Raw genomic sequence first — 18,456 nt, forward strand, 5'->3', positions numbered from 1 at the left:
CCCACTGCCCACTTGGATCGATACAGAAATGCCCTCGTCGCGTTCTTGCGCTCCAGTTCCGTTTCCACCTTGCGGCGGAACGCGGCCGGGTCCTGGTAGGTGGCGTCAAAGCCCAGGTCCTGCAGCTTGGCGCGCGTGTCCGGTTCCGCCATCACCGCTTCGATCTCCTTGGACATCCGGGCGACGATGGGCGCGGGCGTGCCTTTGGGCATGACGACGCCGAACCACGTTTCGAAGTCGTAGCCGGCAACGCCACCTTCCGCGACGGTAGGCACGTCAGGTACCAGGGGCGAGCGCGCGCGGCCGGTCAGCGCCACGGCGCGGACCTTGCCGGCCTTGATCTGGGGCAGACCCGCCACCAGCGTGTCGATCGACAACGGAATCTGGTTGCCGATCAGGTCGGTCATGGCCGGGGCGCTGCCGCGGTAGGGCACGTGCAGCAACTTGGCGCCGGTACGCTGGGCCAGCGACTCGCCCGCCATGTGAGGGGTGGAGCCGTTACCGAACGACCCGAAGCTGAGCGGTTGCGCGGCTGATTTCGTCGTGATGTCGGCCACCGTGCCGATGCCGGACTGCGGGTTCGTCAGGATCACGAACGGCGTGCTGCCCGCGACGGCGACGTACTCGTAACTCTTGATCGGGTCGTAGCTCAGGTTGGGATACAGCAGCGGGTTCGACGTGAACGTCGGGGCGCCGGTGATCATCAATGTGTAGCCGTCGGGCGCGGCGCGGGCGACGGCGGTGGCGCCGATGCCGGTGTTGGCGCCGGGCTTGTTTTCAATGACGACGGTCTGGCCCAGACGCGCGCCCAGCTTCGCGGCGAAGAGGCGGCCGATGACGTCGGTGGATCCGCCAGGCGGGAACGGCACCACCATGGTGATGGGCTTTTCCGGGTAGGCCTGTGCCGAAACCATCAGCGGCGCTGCGGCCAGGACGCACAGCGCAATGGCGCGGGCGACGGTGTGGTTCATTGTTTTCCCCTTGTGTTGTTGGCGTGGTGGTCAGTCAGTGCGGCAGCACGGGCGCCTGGCGCCAGTACTGCGTGGCTTGTTCGAACGCGTGCGCCAATTGCAGCAGCGCATGTTCCTGGCGATAGCGGCCGACGATCTGGATGCCGACGGGCAGGCCCGCGTCGCTGAAACCGCAGGGCACGGAAATGGCCGGATGGCCGGTCAGCGACAGGTAGTAGCCCGAACGCATCCAGTCGATGTAGTTGTGCATCGGCGTGCCTTCGATGGCGCTTACGGTTTCCTGTTCGACCGGGAACGGCAGCACCTGGCTGACCGGCCCGATCAGGAATTCATGCTGCTGCATGAAGGCGTGCATGCGGGCGAACAGGGCGGCGCGGTCGCGCTCGGCCTGGACGACGGCGGCAGCCGGTTGTTGCAGGCCCAGCTCGATGTTCCAGACGACGCTGTCCTTGAGCAGGTGCCTGTGTTCGCGCAGCACCGCTTCGTAGCCCACCGCGAAGGTCTGCCCGCGCAAGGCCTGGAATGCGGCGTCCGCGCCGGTGAAGTCCGGGCAAGCCGCTTCGACCTGGGCGCCCAGGTCCGCGAAAACCGGCAGTTGGCGCTCCAGCGCCTGCACCACGGCGGCTTCCACCGGCAGGCCGCCCCACGTCGGCGCGTAGGCGATACGCACGCCTTTGAAATCGCGAGACAGGCTGTCCAGGAAGCGGTCGGGGTCCTGTTCGATGGCAAGCGGGTCGCGCGCATCCGCCCCTGCCGTGGCGGCCAGCAGCAACGCCACATCGGCCACCGTGCGCGCCATCGGGCCCGCGACGGTCAACGCGTTGTACGGATTGGCCGTGGGCCATTGCGGGACGCGCCCGGGCGACGGACGCAGGCCCACGACATTGCAAAACGAAGCCGGGTTGCGCAGCGATCCGCCCATGTCCGTGCCGTCGGCCAATGGCGCCATGCGGGCGGCCAGCGCGGCGGCGGCCCCGCCGCTGCTGCCGCCGGCCGTCAGACGCGGGTCGTAGGGATTGCGGGTGGCGCCGAACACCGGGTTGAACGTCTGCGAACCGGCGCCGAATTCGGGCAGGTTGGTCTTGCCCAGCGTGATGGCGCCGGCCGCGCGTTCGCGGGTGACGATCAGGCTGTCGCGATCAGGCACGAAGTCGCGGTATAGCGGCGACCCGTAGGTGGTTCGCATGCCGGCCGTCAGGAAGGAATCCTTGTGCAGGATCGGCAATCCGTGCAGCAGGCCCAGCGGCTGGCCGGCCGCTTGGCGCTCGTCGGCCAACAGGGCGCGCGCCAGCGCGCCTTCGGCGTCCACCGTGACCACGGCATTCACGTGGGGGTTGCAGGCATTGATGCGCGCCAGGTGCGCGGCCGTTACGTCGCGGGCGCTGACATGGCCAGCGGCGATGTCGGCCCGCAAGGCCACGGCGGTCATGTCGCATAAGGAGGAATTCTGAGTCATGGGCAGCGGCAATGTATTGCTATGCGATATAAAGTATTGAATAATCAACTTTATAGTGGGTATTCCGCCCCCGGACAATTCGGGGAAACTAGCGCTGCCCATGACGCCACCGCATCCGCCCCCTTGCGCCGCCCGGCCTGGAGCCCCATGACGACACGCCCGCCCCCCGTTGCCGCTACCTCCCTGGCGGACGCCGACGATCCCTTGTTCGTCGCGTCGCTGGAAAAAGGCATGCGGGTGCTGGACGCGTTCGGCAACGCCTCGGACTCGCTGGGCCTGACCGATATCGCCACGCTCACGGGGCTGGGGAAAAGCGCGGCGCAGCGCTTCATCCATACGTGGGAGCGCCTGGGCTACCTGGTCAAGGACGCGTCATCGCGCCGCTATCGGCTGGGGCCGCGCGTCGTGGAATTGGGCTACTTCTTCCTGCGCAGCGACCGGCTGGTCTCCATGGCCGCGCCGCATCTGGTGGCGTTGCGCGACCGTTGCGGCCTGGCCGTGCACATGAGCGTGCTGGCCGGCGGCGACATGATCTATCTGCTGCGCCTGCCCAGCCGGCAAATGACGCTGGCCGAAATGCTGCCGGGACGCCGCATGCCCGCCTGGTGCAACAGCGGCGGACGCATGCTGCTGACGCCACAGGACGACGACGCCATCCGCCAGGCGCTGCTGCGCGCGCCGCCGCGCGCGTTCACGCCGCGCACGGTCGTGGACCCGGACGCGCTGCTGGCGCTCGTGCGCCAGGCGCGCGAAGACGGCTACGCGCTGACCGAAGATCAAGTGCTGCAGAACCAGGTGGGCGCGGCCGTGCTGCTGCGCGATGCGCGCGGCCAGCCGCTGGCGGCGATCAGCGTCAGCGCGCCGCGCAACGACTATCCCGCTGACCGCTTGTTGCGCGACATCGTGCCGCAGCTGTTCCGCACGGCGCAGGCGATCCAGCACGCCTGACCGAAATTTTTCAGGCTGTTTTGCATTCTTCCGATTTTTTGTGCATAATTCGGCCCCTCTACCTGTTCCCCGATAGCTCAGTCGGTAGAGCGACGGACTGTTAATCCGCAGGTCGCTGGTTCGAGCCCAGCTCGGGGAGCCAAGAATTCAGCCGTGCAATGTTCATCCGCACCGCTAGCAAGACAAGCAGTATCTGCAAGACAAGCAATACCCGCAGTACCCTTAAAAAAGCCCGCAACCTGTTTGCGGGCTTTTTGCATTGCGGCCCACGACCGACCCACAAGCGACCCACAACCGATCCACAACGCGTAGGATGACGCGCATCCCGTTCCGACGCGCTTCGCCATCCGCCCCATGCGTTCCACGCGATCCCTGCCTGCCCTGGTTTCCCTGCGCGCCTTCGAAGCGGCGGCGCGGCGCTTGAGCTTTTCGCTGGCGGCTCAAGAACTTTTCGTCACGCAGAGCGCGATCAGCCATCACATCCAGCGGCTGGAAAGCGAACTGGGCGTGGCGCTGTTTGAACGGCGCACGCGGGCCGTGGCGCTGACGCCTGCGGGGCAGGCCTATTACGAACACGTGCATGCCGCCTTTGAACTGCTGCGCCAGGGCACCGACGACATCCGCGCGCCGGCCACGGCCCGCGCCACGCTGAAGGTCGGCTTGCTGGCGTCGTTCGCCACGCGCTGGCTGGCACCGCGCCTGCCGGCGTTCGCCGCCGCGCATCCAGGCATTGATCTGCAACTGCAAACCGACATCGGCCTGGCCGATGTCGCGGGCGGCGAAGTGGACGTGGCGATCCGCTATGGCCGAGGCGGCTGGCCGGGCGTCGCCTCGCGGCTCCTGATGGCTGAACGGCTGTCCGTCGTGTGCGCGCCCGCCTTGATCGCTGGCCGCAAGCGCCCCCGCACGGCGAACGACTTGCTGCGCCACCCGCTGCTCGCCTCGCATGCCAGGCAGCCCTTTGAATGGGACGCCTGGTCGCGGCGCTTCGGCATGGATCTGGGCCGCGCCCAGACGGTGCGCCTGCACGACTACAACATCGTCGTCGAAGCCGCGCTGGCTGGCCAGGGCCTGGCCATGGGCCGGCACCGGCTGATCGCCCCGCACCTGGCCAGCGGCGCGCTGGTGGACGCACTGCCGGGCACGGTGCTGGAAGATCCCCGCATCGGCTGGTGGTTCGTAGCCCCCCGCGGCGCGCTGACACCCTTGGCGCAAGCCTTCCACGACTGGCTGGCTGCCTCGGCTACGGCAGAGGCAGACGCAGACCCAGAGGCAGGCGCAGGCGCTGGTGCAAACTCGGCCAATCGCCACACGCATTAGTTTTACTCATGCGTATAAGGCAAGAATTGATTGGTCACGCGCCGCCGTGCCCGATAGCATCGAAGTTCGCACTTTTCGCTAACCCCTTTTGCAGGTGAATCAACATGACCCGCACCATCTCCGGCCGCGTGGCCGAACTGGGCTATACCCTGGAAGCCGCCGCCGCTCCCGCCGCCAACTACGTGCCGTTCGTCCTTGAGGGCAACCTGCTCACCATCTCGGGCCAGATCTCGCGCCAGGACGGCAAGCCGCGCTATCTGGGCCAGCTGGGCAATCAAGTCTCCGACGCCGACGGCGTCGAAGCCGCCAAGCTGTCGGGCCTGGGCATCCTGTCGCAGATCGCCGCCGCCACCGGCGACCGCCTGGACCGCGTGGCACGCGTGGTGCGCCTGGGCGTCTTCGTGGCCAGCACGCCCGACTTCAACCGCCAGAGTGCCATCGCCAACGGCGCGTCGGACCTGATGGTGGCCGTGTTCGGCGACGCCGGCCGCCATGCGCGCAGCGCCGTCGGCGTGGCGTCCCTGCCGCAAGGCGTCTCCGTGGAAATCGAAGCCGTCATCGCCTTGACGCCCGCCTGAGCGCCCTTGCCATGCCCGCCCCTCTGACCCCAGACGCCATCCAGGCGCTGCGCGCCCGCACGCCTGGCGCGCACGCCAGCATCCACTTCAACCACGCCGGCTCGTCGCTGCCCTCGTCGGGCACGCTGGAAGCGATTCAAGCGCATCTGCTGCGCGAAGCGGCGCAGGGCCCGATGGAGGCAGGCGTGGCCGCGCGCGCGCTGACCGAAAGCGCCCGCACGCTGTCGGCGCGGCTACTGAATGCACAACCGGAAGAGATCGCCCTGACCACCGGCAACTCTCCCGGCTGGGGCGCCGCCTTCGCGGCGCTTGCGCCCTGGCGGCCCGGCGACCGCATCCTGGTCGCCCGCCATGAATGGGGCGGCAACCTGGCAGCCATGCGGCTACGCGCGGAGCGCGCCGGCGCGGTGCTGGAAACCATCCCGTCGGACGATACCGGCTGCGTGGACGCCGACGCGCTGGCCGCCATGCTTGACGAGCGCGTGCGCCTGATCGCGCTGACCTGGCTGCCCGCCAACGGCGGCCTGATCAACCCGGCCGCCGCCATCGGACGCGTGGCGCGGCAGCACGGCATCCCGTATTTCGTGGATGCGGCGCAAGCAGTAGGCCAACTGCCCATCGATGTGGCGGAGATCGGCTGCGATGTCTTGAGCGGTGCCGGCCGCAAGGCCTTGCGCGGGCCGCGCGGCACGGGCCTGCTGTATGTGCGGCGGGATTTCCTGGACCAGCTCACGCCCGCTTTCGTGGATACCCATTCGGCCCCGTTGGGCGACGACGACCAGCCCCGATTGCGCGCCGACGCCGCCCGGCTGGAATCCGCCGAAAACTCGTTGGCGTTGCGCTGTGGCCTGGCCCATGCCTTGCAGGAAGCGCTGGACATCGGCCTTGCGGCCATCCGCGCCACCATCGATGCAAACGCCCGATTGCTGCGCGCTGAACTCGCGGCCATTCCGGGCATCACGGTGCTGGATCAAGGCCGGGAATTGTCGGGCCTGGTGTCCTTCAATGTGGCGGGCCAGGACGCAACGGCCGTGCAACGCGCCCTGGCGGCACAGGGCATCACCATTGGCAGCAACGGGGTGCCGTACACGCCACTGGACATGCGGGCACGCGGCCTGACCCAGATCGCGCGCGCCTCGGTCAGCTATCTGACCAGTGATGACGAAATATCCCGATTGCTGGACGGGCTGCGGCAACTGGCGCGATAGCCGGCGGCACAAGCCTCAAGCCGTCGCGCGGCGCATGAACGGGGTCCATTTCGTGAAAACCAGCAGGTTGCCGACCATCACCAGCGCCAGGCCGGCGAAGGTGGCCGGCGTCCACTGATAGCCCTCGGCCACCGTCGACACGCTTAGCGCCACCACGGGGAACAGCACCGTGCAATACGCGGCGCGGGCGGGTCCCATGCGGCCCACCAGCGTCAGATAGGCCGTAAAACCGATCACCGATCCCGGAATGGCCAGATAGAGCAGGGCGCCGGCATAGGACGGCGACGGGTCGAACTGGAATGGCAGGCCCGCCGCCACACACCCCGCCAGCAGGATAGCGGCGCCATACAGCATGCTGTAGGCGTTGCCCGTCAGCGGCCGGATGCCGGCGCGCTGCTGCAGCGACGACAGCATGTTGCCGGTGGAAAAGCAAAAGGTGCCCAGCAGCGCGAAGCCCAGGCCCAACAGCGTTTCGTGGCTGGCCTGCTGGCTGGCAAGCTCGGGCCAGAACAGCAGCACCAGCCCCGAAAAACCGAATGCCCCGGCCAGCATCACGCGCGACGCGACGCGGGTGCCGAACCACAGGCGGGCGTTCAACGCGTTCCACAGCGTCGCGGCGGAAAACACCACCGACACCAGCCCACTGGGGATCCACTGCGTGGCGGTATAGAAGCACAGGAAATTCAGGCAAAACAGGCACAGGCCCTGGCCCACGCAGAGCCAATGGCCGCGCCGGTCCATCTTCTGCAATTTACGGGTCAGCAGCAAAGCGGCGAACAGCACCAGGCCCGCCAGCGCGAAGCGGTAGAAGATGGATACGGGAATGGCCACCACGCCCAGTTGCAGCTTGATGGCGATCCAGGTGGTGCCCCAGATGACGACAGTCAGGAAATACAGGAAGAGATTCACGATGCGATGCGCAGCAAAAAAGGAAGGCGGGGCGGGCCCGCCAGACGGCAGATCCGTTCGCCGCGAGTGTGCGCCGCCGCGGCAGACCGGAATTGCCGGTTCTTGCGGTTTTTGCAGGGTCGCGCGCGCGGCGCGCGCGAGATCGCAGTAGCATTTCAGTCCTATGGGCACTATCGCGTCGGCCCCCGCCGACTTCTCCGTCTTCCGCACCCTGTCGCGCTCCACCGCCACGCTGGAACGCGCCGCGCCGCTGGGCGAAGGGATCGCCATTTCGCAATGGGCCCGCAGCGCCAATGAAACGCTGGGTTACGACATGCCCGGCCATCACACGCTGTCCTTGTACCTGCACGGTGGCGACAAGTCGTTCCGGGTCGGCCACGACACGCTGCACGGCGGCGCCGGCAAGTTTTGCGTGCTGCCGGCCGAACACTATTCGCGCTGGTGCATGAACGACACCGTCCATTTCCTGCACCTGTACATCGCGCCCGAGCGGCTGGCGCGCGAGGCCGTCATGCGGCTGGACTGCGAACCCCGCACGCTGGAACTGCGCGACCGCACCTACATCCAGGACGATTCCCTGATTGACGTGTGCCGCCAGTTGCTGGGCACCGACTGGGCGCAGCCGGCGGACCGGCTGGCGGCCAGCAGCGCCGCCGAAACCGTGCTGCATCACTTGCTGAACCAGGGCGTGGCCCGCAAGACCGCCCAACCCGTCCGCGGCGGCCTCGCGCCCGTCGTGCGCCGGCGCATCATGGACTACGTGGACGCGCACTTGCACGAACCCCTGACGCTGGACCAGCTGGCCGGAATCGCCGCGCTGTCCACCTACCATTTCGCCCGCATGTTCCACACCTCGTTCGGCGAACCGCCGCACGCCTGGGTGCGAGGACGCCGCCTGGCGCACGCCCGCAGCCTGCTGGCGGCCGGCAAAGGCGATCTGGCCGGCATCGCGCAGGCCAGCGGCTTCGGCAACGCCAGCCACTTGTCCCGGGTGTTCCGCGACGCCGTCGGCGTCACGCCCGGCCAGTACCGCAACGCGCGCCGCCAGCACTGAACACGACGCAGTCCGGCCCCGTTTCCCGACCCGCGCGTCTACAATGGCGCATCGCCCTTAGCGGCCTGACACCGCGGTCCGACCGCGCTTGCCCACGACGCGATGCCGCCTTCGCCCTCTCGCGATTCCGAACCCCTGGCCGGCCCGGCCGCCCCGCGCCCGCTGCGCGCGCATTGGCTGGCCGAACTCATCCGCCTGCGTGAAACCCACTGGGGCCCGCTGGACGATGCCGACGCCGTCCGGCGCGTGCGGCAGCTGGATACCGATCTGCCTTCGCGCATCCTGGCCCGCGCCGACCTGCTGGCGCAACGCGAAAACCTCACCCCGATGGTCGATGCCTGGCGCCGCAGCGCGCGCGGCATCCTGGCCGTGCTGTTCGTCCTGGCCCTGTTGTCCGGCATCGGCGTGGCCCTGGGCGCGCTGGGCGATGGGTCGCGCCCCGTCAACGTGCTTTGGGCGCTGGGCGCCTTGCTCGGCCTGCACGCATTGACCTTCCTGCTGTGGCTGGCCAGCTTTCTGCTCAGGCCGTCGGCCGTGACCGGTTTGGGCCGTCTTTGGCTGTGGGCCACCCGCAAGCTGTCGCGCGGTCCCGACGGCGCGCTGGTGCCGCAGGCCCTCCTGAACCTTCTGGCGCGCGCAGGCGCGTTGCGCTGGCTCTTCGGGGCCATCAGCCATCTGTTGTGGCTGACGGCGCTATGCGCCGCGCTGGCCGCCTTGCTGGCGGTGCTGTCCACCGCCAGTTACCGGTTCATCTGGGCCACCACGCTCCTGGCGCCCGACACCTTCGTGGGGCTGACGCAGGCCATCGGCTGGCTGCCCGCGCACCTGGGCTTTCCAATGCCAGACGCCGCCATCATCCGCGCCAGCGACGGAGCGCAGACGCTGTCCCCGGACGCGCAGGTGCAGTGGTCGCTGTGGCTGATCGGCGTGCTGGTGGTCTACGGCATCCTGCCGCGCCTGGTGGCGGGCGCGCTGTGCGTGGCCGCCGCGCTGCGGGCCCTGCGCCATTTGCGCGTCGACCCCTTGCTTGCCGGCTTTTCGCCGCTACGCGACCGCCTCGAGCCCCCGGCGCAATCCACTGGCATCGACCGTCCCGTGGACCCGCTGCACGAACCCCGCGTGCGTGGGCCCGCGCTGGCCGGGCTGGCCGGACAACCCGTGATGCTGGGCCTGGAATTGCCCGCCGACCTGGCCTGGCCGCCCGCCGGCGTGCCCGACGGCATCCGGCTGGCCGGCAACCTGGACACGCGGGAAGAACGCAACCGGGTGCTGGACGCGCTGGCCCAGGCCGCGGCGTCGCGCCTGCTGATCGCCTGCGATGCGCGCCAAACGCCTGATCGCGGCACCCTGTCGCTGATCGCGGAACTATCCGCGCACGCGCAAACCACCGGCGTCTGGCTCATCACCCCCCCGTCCCCGGACGAGGCCTCCGGCGCCGGCACGCGCGCCGCCTTGTGGCGCGAACGGCTGCTGGCCCTGGGCCTGGCCGCCGACGCCATCCTGCAATCCCCCGCCGCGCCCCTGGCGTGGCTGGAGTCCGGCCATGGCTGACGGCGTCATCAAGATCGCGGTGGTGGGCCACACCAACACCGGCAAGACCTCGTTGCTGCGCACCCTCACACGGGACACGGCGTTCGGCCAGGTGGCCGACAGCCCGGGCACCACCCGTCACGTCGAAGGCGCGCGGCTACGCCTGCAAGGCCGCGCCGTGCTGGAATGGTTCGACACCCCGGGAATGGAAGACAGCATCGCCCTGCTGGAATACCTGGAGCGGCTGGACGGCCCCGACGAACGGCTGGACGGGCCGGCGCGCATCCGCCGCTTCCTGGACACGCCCGAAGCCCATGGCCGCTACGAGCAGGAAGCCCGCGTCCTGACGAAGATGTTGGACTGCGACGCCGCCCTGTATGTGATCGACGCGCGCGATCCCGTGCTGGGCAAGCATCGCGACGAACTCTCCATCCTGGCCGCCTGCGGCCGCCCCTTGCTGCCAGTGCTCAATTTCGTGAACGCGCCCGCCCACCGCGCCGACGAGTGGCGTGGCGCGATGGCGCGGCTGGGCCTGCATGCGGTGGTGGAATTCGACACGGTCGCGCCGCCGCTCGATGGCGAACAGCAGCTGTACAGCAAACTGGGGGTGCTGCTGGACCGGCACGCGGACGCACTGGCCCGGTTGGCCGACAGCCTGTCGCTGCAACGCCGCGAACGCCACGCCGCCGCCTACGAACTGCTGGCCGATCTGCTGGTCGACGTCGCGGCGCTGCGCCTGTCCAGCGCCAGCGACGAGCCCGCGCTTGCCGCCACGTCGAACCAGTTGCGCGATCAAGTCCGGCAACGCGAACAGACCTGCGTGAACGCCTTACTGGCGCTCTATAACTTCCGTCCATCTGATTTTTCGGACGACACGCTGCCCCTGCAAGGCGAACGCTGGGGCATGGACCTGTTCCATCCTCAGGCGCTGAAAGACATGGGCGTGCAGGTCGGCATGGGCGCCGCCGCCGGCGCGATGGCGGGCGCCGCGGTCGACCTGTTCAGCGCGGGCCTCAGCCTGGGCACCGGCATGCTGATCGGCGCGGCGGCCGGCGGGCTCTGGCAAGGCGTCGAAAAGCTGGGCAAGCGCGTCGCCGGCAAACTGCGCGGCTGGCGCGAGATCAGCGTGGACGACGCCGTGCTGCGCTTGCTGGCCCTGCGTCAGCGGCAATTGATCGATGCCCTGGAACGCCGCGGCCACGCCGCGCGCGAGCCATTGAAACTCGCCCTTCCGGATGACGCAGCCTGGCAAAAAGGGCCGTTGCCCGACGCGCTGAAAGAAGCGCGCAGCCGCCCCGAATGGTCGGCGCTGGGCAAGCACTATGAAGACAGCGACCGCAGGAAGCGCATCGTCCACGAGTTGGCGAAAACCCTTGCCGCCACGCCTCGGCCAGATGCATGAATCCACCGCTGCCCACGCCGTCAAACGCACCATTCAACGCCGACGGCAAGCGCGGACTAACCCCAATCCAAACCGATTGACGCTTAAACGAATCGATCTATAAGATTCGATCTGCATCGGCGCGGTCCGTCCCCGCCATGACATTCACAAGGGGTTGGGTCTATCGTGAAGTCGAAGTCTTCGGCAGTGATTCCCGGCATCGCCCTCCACGACGCGTGCGCAGTCCGCGCCACGCGCCTTCTGGCCCCACGCCGTCTTTCGTCGTAAGCAGCAACGCCATGCCCCGGATCCCGAAGGGGCCGGGGCCCTGTCACTTCTGTCGCGCGATCCGCGCACCACACGGAGCATGAGGGCTATGCGTACTTTTCCCCACCTGAAGCAAGCTGCGCTCGCGGCTGCCGTTGCGGCATCGCTGGCATTCAGCGCCGGCGCGGCCGCCAAGACGTTCCACTGGTCTTACCAAGGCGACGCCACGTCGATGGACCCGATGGCCTTGAACGAAACCTTCACGCTGGGTTTCCAGGGCAACATCTACGAGACCCTGGCCGGTTACGACGGCAATCTGAAACTCACCCCGTTGCTGGCCGAAAGCTGGGAAAACCCGGAGCCGACCAAATGGGTGTTCAAGCTTCGTAAAGGCGTGAAGTTCCACGACGGTTCGCCTTTCACAGCGGACGACGTGATCTTTTCCTGGAAGCGCAGCCTGACGCCTGGCTCCGACATGAAGGGCTACGGCGCCAAGGCTTCCGACATCAAGAAGGTGGACGACTACACCATTGAAGTCATCACCCCCACGCCCAACCCCATCCTGCCGCGCGAATGGGTGTTCCTGTACATCATGAGCAAGACGTGGGCCGAAAAGAACAAGACCACCGAGGCCACCAACGTCAAAGGCGACAACCAGGGCAACTACGCCAACCTGAACGCCAACGGCACCGGCCCCTTCATGCTGGTCTCGCGCCAGCCCGACGTGAAGACCGTGCTCAAGCGCTATGACGGCTACTGGAACAAGGACATCAAGACCAACGTCGATGAAGTCATCTTCCAGCCGATCACGCAGGAGGCCACGCGCGTAGCCGCGCTGATCTCCGGTGAAATGGACCTGGTGCAGCCCGTTCCCGTGCAGGACTGGAAGCGCCTTGAAGACGCCAAGGGCGTGAAACCGCTGACGGCGCCGGAAGCGCGCGCCATCTTCATCGGGATGGACCAGGACCGCGACGAACTGCTGTTCTCGGACGTGAAGGGCAAGAACCCCTTCAAGGACGCGAAGGTGCGCGAAGCGGTCGTGCTGGCCGTCGACACCAAGGCCATCAACGAGAAGATCATGCGCGGCGCGGCCAAGCCGCTGGGTTCGCTGGTGGCCACCGCCATCAACGGCTATGCCGATTCCTATGGCGCGCCGTACAAGCCCGATCCCGAACGCGCCAAGAAATTGCTGGCTGAAGCGGGCTACCCGAAGGGCTTCACGGTCACGATGGACTGCCCGAACGACCGCTACGTCAACGACGAAAAGGTCTGCCAGGCGGTCGCCGGCATGCTGGCCCGCGTGGGCATCAAGATCAACCTGCTGGCGCAGACCAAGTCCAAGTACTTCGGCAAGATCCTGCTGCAGGCGGGCAACCAGACCAGCATATACATGCTGGGATGGACGCCCAGCTCCACCGACGCGCACAACGCGCTGCTGAACCTGGCGGCCTGCCGTGACGCGAAGACAGCCGCCGGCCAGTTCAACCTGGGCGGCTACTGCAACAAGAAGGTCGACGACCTGACCAACAAGATCGGCGTTGAAACCGATCAGACCAAGCGCAATGCCATGATCAAGGAAGCCTTCGAGATCGTGCGCACGGACTTCGGCTACCTGCCGCTGCACCAGCAGCCGATGTCGTGGGGCGTGAAGGACAACATCAAGGTCATCCAGCGCGCCGACGACGTGCTGGACCTGCGCGACGTGGTATTGCCGTAACCCGTTACCGTAACCCTGCCTTGATTTCCTGACGGTGTGAGCCCCGGATGGCGCAAGCCGTCCGGGCGCGCCCGGCCCAGCCCCGATTCCCGCCATCAACGGAAACGCGGCCCGGCGTTATTTGCAAACGAGGGCACCCGATAATGCTTTCCTTTATTGCGCAACGGCTTATCCAGTCGGTGCTGGTGATGTTGACGGTGGCGCTGATCGCGTTCTCCATGTTCCGCTATGTGGGCGACCCCATCGCCAGCATGGTCGGCCAGGACACCACGCCTGAACAACGCGCGCAACTGCGCGTCGAGCTCGGCCTGGACGACCCTTTCGTGGTGCAGTTCGCCCGCTTTGTCGGCAATGCCGTGCAGGGCGATTTCGGCATCTCGTACCGCCAGCGCCGCCCCGTCAGCGAACTGCTCGAAGAGCGCATGCCCGCCACGCTGGAACTGTCGTTCGTGTCCGCCGTGATGGCGTTGGCGCTAGGCATCCCGATGGGCATCTACACCGCGCTCAAGCGGCACGGCGTGCTGTCCAAGGCGTTCATGGCGATCTCGCTGGCCGGCATCTCGCTGCCCACGTTCCTGATCGGCATCCTGCTCATCCTGGTCTTCGGCGTGCAGCTGCGATGGCTGCCCAGCTTCGGACGCGGCGACGTCGTCAGCCTGGGGTGGTGGACGACCGGCTTTTTAACCAAGTCGGGATGGCTCGCGCTGATCATGCCGGCCATCACGCTGGCCCTGTTCCAGATGACGCTGATCATGCGCCTGGTGCGTGCCGAGATGCTGGAGGTGCTGCGCGCCGACTTCATCAAGTTCGCGCGCGCCCGCGGCCTGCCCGAACGGCTGATCAATTTCCGCCACGCCTTGAAAAACACGATGGTGCCCGTCATCACCATCACCGGGCTGCAGCTGGGGTCGATCATCGCATTCGCCATCATCACCGAAACGGTGTTCCAGTGGCCCGGCATGGGGCTGTTGTTCATCCAGGCCATCAGCATGGTGGACATCCCCGTGATGGCCGCCTACCTGGTGCTGATCGCGTTCATGTTCGTCGTCATCAATCTGGTCGTCGACCTGCTGTACTTCGCCGTGGACCCGCGTCTGCGCGTGCAGAGCAAATAGGGGAATCAACATGATTGCTCGCATCACCCCATTGTTTGCGCGCGCCGCGGACAGCGACCTCTGGCACAGCTTCAAGCGATCGCCCGGCGCCATCATCGCCGCCGTCGTCACGCTGGCCATCCTGCTGGGCGCGCTGTTCGCGCCGATCATCGCGCCGCACAATCCCTTCGACCTGGCGTCGCTCAGCATCATGGACGCCAACACGCCGCCGGCCTGGGAAGAAGGCGGCAGTCCCGACTTCCTGCTGGGCACCGACGATCAGGGCCGCGACATCCTGTCGGCCGTGCTGTACGGCTCGCGCGTGTCGTTGCTGGTCGGGTTCGCCTCGGTGCTGTTCTCGATGGTGCTGGGCGTCACGCTTGGCCTCATCAGCGGCTACGCCGGTGGCCGCATCGACAGCTTCATCATGCGCATCGCGGACGTGCAGCTGTCGTTTCCGGCCATCCTGGTCGCGCTGCTGATCGATGGCGTGGCGCGCGGCGTCTTGCCGCGCGACATGCACGACCAGCTGGCGTTGTACGTGCTGATCTTCGCCATCGGCATTTCGGGCTGGGTGCAATACGCCCGCACCGTGCGCGGGTCCACGCTGGTGGAACGCAACAAGGAATACGTGCAGGCCGCCCGTCTCATCGGCATCGGCCCCATCACCATCCTGCGCCGCCACATCCTGCCCAACGTCATGGGACCCGTGCTGGTCATCGCCACCATCCACCTGGCGATCGCCATCATTACCGAGGCCACCCTGTCGTTCCTGGGCGTCGGCGTGCCGGTCACGTCGCCGTCGCTGGGCACGCTGATTCGCATCGGCAACAGCTATCTGTTCTCGGGCATGTGGTGGATATCGATCTTCCCCGGCATAGCGCTGGTGGCGCTGGTGCTATCGGTCAACCTGCTGGGCGACTGGCTGCGCGACGCGCTCAACCCCAAGCTGCGCTGAGGACGTCATGGCCCTGTTGAACATTGAAGACATCCGTATTGAATTCCCCAGCCGCCGCGGCACGCTGGTGGCGGTGGACGGCGTATCGCTGTCGCTGGAAAAAGGCGAAATCCTGGGCGTGGTGGGCGAATCCGGCGCGGGCAAATCCACCATCGGCAACGCGGTGATCGGCTTGCTGGAAGCGCCCGGACGGCTGGCCGGCGGGTCGGTGCTGCTGAACGGCGAACGCATCGACACGCTGACACCGGCGCAGAAACGCAAAGTGCGGGGACGCCGCATCGGCATGATCTTCCAGGATCCGCTGACGTCGCTGGACCCCTTGCAGACAGTGGAAAGCCAGTTGGTCGAGACCATGCAGGTTCACCTGAACCTGTCGCATGCCGAAGCCAAAAAGCGCGCGGTGCAGTTGCTGGTGCAGGTCGGCATCGACCAGCCCGAACTGCGCGTGCAGCAATACCCGCACCAGTTCTCGGGTGGCATGCGGCAACGCGTGGTGATCGCGCTGGCGCTGTGCTGCGAGCCCGAGGTGATCATCGCCGACGAGCCCACCACGGCGCTGGACGTCTCCATCCAGGCACAGATCCTCGCGCTCTTGAAAAAGCTGTGCCGCGAGGAACAGGTCGGCATGATCATCATCACGCACGACATGGGCGTGATCGCGGACGTGACCGACCGCGTGGCGGTGCTGTACCACGGCAAGCTAGTGGAACAAGGCCCCACCGCCAAGATCCTGGGCGATCCCGACCACCCCTATACCCGCAGCCTGATCTCGGCCGTGCCACGCCCGGACATCAAGCTCAAACGCTTTCCGCTGGTCACCTACATCGAAGACGTGAAGACGCCGTCGCAACCGCTCGACCTGGCCACGCACTGGCTGGGCCAACGGCGCGACTTCGGTGCGAACGCGGGCACGAACAGCGGCGGACCGCTGGTGCAGGTGCGCGACCTTTCCATGCGTTTCGTGCTCAAGAGCGCGCTCTTAAAACGCAACCAGCGCACGCTGGATGCGGTCAAGCGCGTGAACTTTTCCATCGGCGAAGGCGAGGTCTTCGGACTGGTGGGCGAATCGGGCTCCGGAAAATCCACCGTGGCGCGGCTGATCTCCGGGCTGTACACGCCTTCGGAGGGGTCCGTTACGTTCGGCGGGACCGATCTGACCGCGCTCAAGGGCGAAAAGCAGCTAAACCCATTCCGGCGCCAGATCCAGATGATCTTCCAGGATCCGTTCTCGTCGCTCAACCCGCGCATGCGCGTGCTGGACATCGTGGCCGAGCCCATCCGCTTTCACAAGCTGGCCGCAAGCGAAGCCGAAGCGCGCCGCATCGTGGCCGACCTGCTTGACGTGGTGGGCCTGGGCGACCGCGCGGCCGAACGCTTCCCGCACGAATTCTCGGGCGGGCAGCGCCAGCGCATCTGCATCGCCCGCGCGCTGGCCACGCGACCGCGCTTCCTGATCTGCGACGAACCCACGTCCGCGCTTGACGTGTCCATCCAGGCGCAGATCCTGAACCTGTTGAAAGACCTGCAGGAAGAGCTGGGGCTGACCATGCTGTTCATCAGCCACGACCTGCCCGTGATCCGCCAGATGTGCGACCGCGTCGGCGTGATGCGCTACGGCGAACTGCTGGAAGTGGCCGAAACGGAAAGCCTGTTCGACCATCCGCAACACCCCTACAGCCAACACCTGCTGGGATTGATGCCCCGCCTGCAATCGATGTCCCGCGAGGGACTGGACGTGGTGGAAGGTTGACTCCCGAGCGCAACCGGAGCAAGACATGACGGCGACACGACAGACCCTCTTCATCGGCGGACAGGTATTCGACGGCGAGGGCAAGATGCGGCAAGGCCACGGCGTGCTGGTCGAAGGCCAGCGGGTGGCGCGCGTGGCGCCGGCGGGCGAATTCGAAGGCTACGTCGGCGCACGGGTCAACACGGCCGGCATGACGCTGATGCCCAGCCTGGCGGATTGCCATGTCCACCTGGTCTACACCGGCGGCGCCGACCCCAACGCGCAACTAAGCAAGCAAGGGCCCGCCCAGATCACGCTGACCGCGCTGGAGAACGCCCAGGCCAGCCTGCGCGGCGGCGTCACCGCGCTGCGCGACTGCGGGGGCAAGGACTATCTGGAATTCGGCGTGCGCGACGCGATCGCGCGCGGCGTGTTCCCTGGCCCCACCATCAAGGCATCGGGCCGCATCATCTGCATGACCGGCGGGCACGGCAACCGCATCGGCCGCATCGCCGACGGCTGTGAAGACGTGATCAAAGCCGTGCGCGAACAGGTCCATGCCGGCTGCGACCTGGTGAAGATCATGGCGACCGGCGGCGTCATGACGCCCGGCGTCAGCCCGATGGATGCGCACTACAGCTTCGACGAAATGAAGGCGGGTGTTCATGAGGCCAAGCGTTTCCGCAAAAGCACCGCCAGCCACGCCCAGGGCACGCAAGGCATCCTGAACGCGGTCCGCGCCGGCATCGATTCGATCGAGCACGGCATCTTCATGGACGATGACTGCCTGCGCGAAATGCTGGAGGCGCAGACGTATCTGGTGCCCACCATCGCCGCCGTGCGCAACATCATCGCCAACGCCGACAACGGCATTCCGGCCTATGCCGTGGAAAAGGCCCGGGCAGTGGAACAGCGGCACCGCGAGTCATTCCAGATGTACTACAAGGCAGGCGGCCGGATCGCGATGGGCACGGACGCCGGCACGCCGTTCAATCTGCACGGCGAAAACGCCATGGAACTGGCCTACATGGTGGAATTCGGCATGACGCCGGTGGACGCGCTGATCGCCGGCACGTCGCGCGGCCATGACCTGATGGGCCTGGACCAGCACGGCATCATCGCCGAGGGCAAGGTCGCCGACCTGTTGCTGGTGCAGGGCGACCCCACGGAAGACATCCTGAAGGCGGCCGACAAGCGCTTCCATGTGGCGGTGCTGCGCAACGGGGAACTGGCGGCGGGCGCCTTGCCGTTCTAGCAACCGCTTTTCCATCTCGGGACGGCCCAGCGATAAAAAAGCCGCCGCGCCCATCGGCGCGGCGGCTTTTTTCGTTGCGTG

The 18,456-nt window shown here is 67.0% G+C and carries 15 protein-coding genes and 1 tRNA gene; 13 read left to right on the top strand and 3 right to left on the bottom strand.

The features are described 5' to 3' along the window. Both CQ050_RS24155 and CQ050_RS24160 read right to left on the bottom strand, forming a co-directional pair. On the bottom strand, window positions 1-971 hold a 971-nt coding region (locus CQ050_RS24155), incomplete at its 3' end, for a tripartite tricarboxylate transporter substrate binding protein (RefSeq protein ID WP_105559350.1). A 34-nt stretch (window positions 972-1,005) separates the two neighbouring features. Next, window positions 1,006-2,427: an amidase gene (locus CQ050_RS24160; protein WP_105559434.1), complete on the bottom strand. Its 1,422-nt coding sequence runs from the start codon at window positions 2,425-2,427 to the stop codon at window positions 1,006-1,008. Window positions 2,428-2,574: 147 nt separating this feature from the next. Between CQ050_RS24160 and CQ050_RS24165 the strand changes: the two genes are divergently transcribed. The 5 genes from CQ050_RS24165 (at window position 2,575) to CQ050_RS24185 (ending at window position 6,481) form a co-directional block, all read left to right on the top strand. Next, complete coding sequence (locus CQ050_RS24165; RefSeq protein ID WP_105559351.1) at window positions 2,575-3,375, top strand: IclR family transcriptional regulator; 801 nt, start codon at window positions 2,575-2,577, stop codon at window positions 3,373-3,375. Between the two features lie 66 nt (window positions 3,376-3,441). Next, window positions 3,442-3,517 (top strand) — tRNA-Asn (locus tag CQ050_RS24170). A 212-nt stretch (window positions 3,518-3,729) separates the two neighbouring features. Further along, window positions 3,730-4,695, top strand: coding sequence for a transcriptional regulator GcvA (gene gcvA, locus CQ050_RS24175; RefSeq protein ID WP_105559352.1), 966 nt, complete (start codon window positions 3,730-3,732; stop codon window positions 4,693-4,695). Between the two features lie 104 nt (window positions 4,696-4,799). Continuing rightward, a complete protein-coding gene (locus tag CQ050_RS24180; RefSeq protein ID WP_105559353.1) occupies window positions 4,800-5,273 on the top strand; it encodes a RidA family protein in 474 nt (157 codons plus the stop codon). 11 nt (window positions 5,274-5,284) lie between these two features. Beyond that, window positions 5,285-6,481 carry an aminotransferase class V-fold PLP-dependent enzyme gene (locus CQ050_RS24185; RefSeq protein WP_105559354.1) on the top strand — a complete coding sequence of 399 codons (1,197 nt, stop codon included), beginning with the start codon at window positions 5,285-5,287 and terminating at the stop codon, window positions 6,479-6,481. 15 nt (window positions 6,482-6,496) lie between these two features. Here the strand turns inward: CQ050_RS24185 and CQ050_RS24190 are convergent, their stop codons facing one another. Further along, complete coding sequence (locus tag CQ050_RS24190; protein ID WP_105559355.1) at window positions 6,497-7,390, bottom strand: DMT family transporter; 894 nt, start codon at window positions 7,388-7,390, stop codon at window positions 6,497-6,499. Between the two features lie 163 nt (window positions 7,391-7,553). Between CQ050_RS24190 and CQ050_RS24195 the strand changes: the two genes are divergently transcribed. From CQ050_RS24195 to CQ050_RS24230, 8 genes are all read left to right on the top strand, one after another. After that, window positions 7,554-8,444: a helix-turn-helix domain-containing protein gene (locus CQ050_RS24195; protein WP_105559356.1), complete on the top strand. Its 891-nt coding sequence runs from the start codon at window positions 7,554-7,556 to the stop codon at window positions 8,442-8,444. A gap of 102 nt (window positions 8,445-8,546) precedes the next feature. Further along, on the top strand, window positions 8,547-9,995 hold the full coding sequence (locus tag CQ050_RS24200) for a DUF2868 domain-containing protein (RefSeq protein ID WP_105559357.1): 1,449 nt from the start codon (window positions 8,547-8,549) through the stop codon (window positions 9,993-9,995). Then, window positions 9,988-11,376: a GTPase/DUF3482 domain-containing protein gene (locus tag CQ050_RS24205; protein WP_105559358.1), complete on the top strand. Its 1,389-nt coding sequence runs from the start codon at window positions 9,988-9,990 to the stop codon at window positions 11,374-11,376. Before CQ050_RS24200 ends, CQ050_RS24205 begins: the two co-directional genes overlap by 8 nt. 355 nt (window positions 11,377-11,731) lie before the next feature. Then, window positions 11,732-13,339: an ABC transporter substrate-binding protein gene (locus CQ050_RS24210; protein ID WP_105559359.1), complete on the top strand. Its 1,608-nt coding sequence runs from the start codon at window positions 11,732-11,734 to the stop codon at window positions 13,337-13,339. Between the two features lie 143 nt (window positions 13,340-13,482). Beyond that, window positions 13,483-14,454, top strand: coding sequence for an ABC transporter permease (locus CQ050_RS24215; protein ID WP_006224503.1), 972 nt, complete (start codon window positions 13,483-13,485; stop codon window positions 14,452-14,454). A 10-nt stretch (window positions 14,455-14,464) separates the two neighbouring features. Continuing rightward, complete coding sequence (locus CQ050_RS24220; RefSeq protein WP_105559360.1) at window positions 14,465-15,391, top strand: ABC transporter permease; 927 nt, start codon at window positions 14,465-14,467, stop codon at window positions 15,389-15,391. 7 nt (window positions 15,392-15,398) lie between these two features. Further along, a complete protein-coding gene (locus tag CQ050_RS24225) occupies window positions 15,399-17,141 on the top strand; it encodes an ABC transporter ATP-binding protein (protein WP_105559361.1) in 1,743 nt (580 codons plus the stop codon). Between the two features lie 25 nt (window positions 17,142-17,166). Further along, window positions 17,167-18,375 carry an amidohydrolase family protein gene (locus CQ050_RS24230; RefSeq protein ID WP_105559362.1) on the top strand — a complete coding sequence of 403 codons (1,209 nt, stop codon included), beginning with the start codon at window positions 17,167-17,169 and terminating at the stop codon, window positions 18,373-18,375. The last annotated feature ends 81 nt before the right edge of the window (window positions 18,376-18,456 follow it).

The organism is Achromobacter sp. MYb9, assembly GCF_002975275.1.
GTDB lineage: Bacteria > Pseudomonadota > Gammaproteobacteria > Burkholderiales > Burkholderiaceae_B > Achromobacter.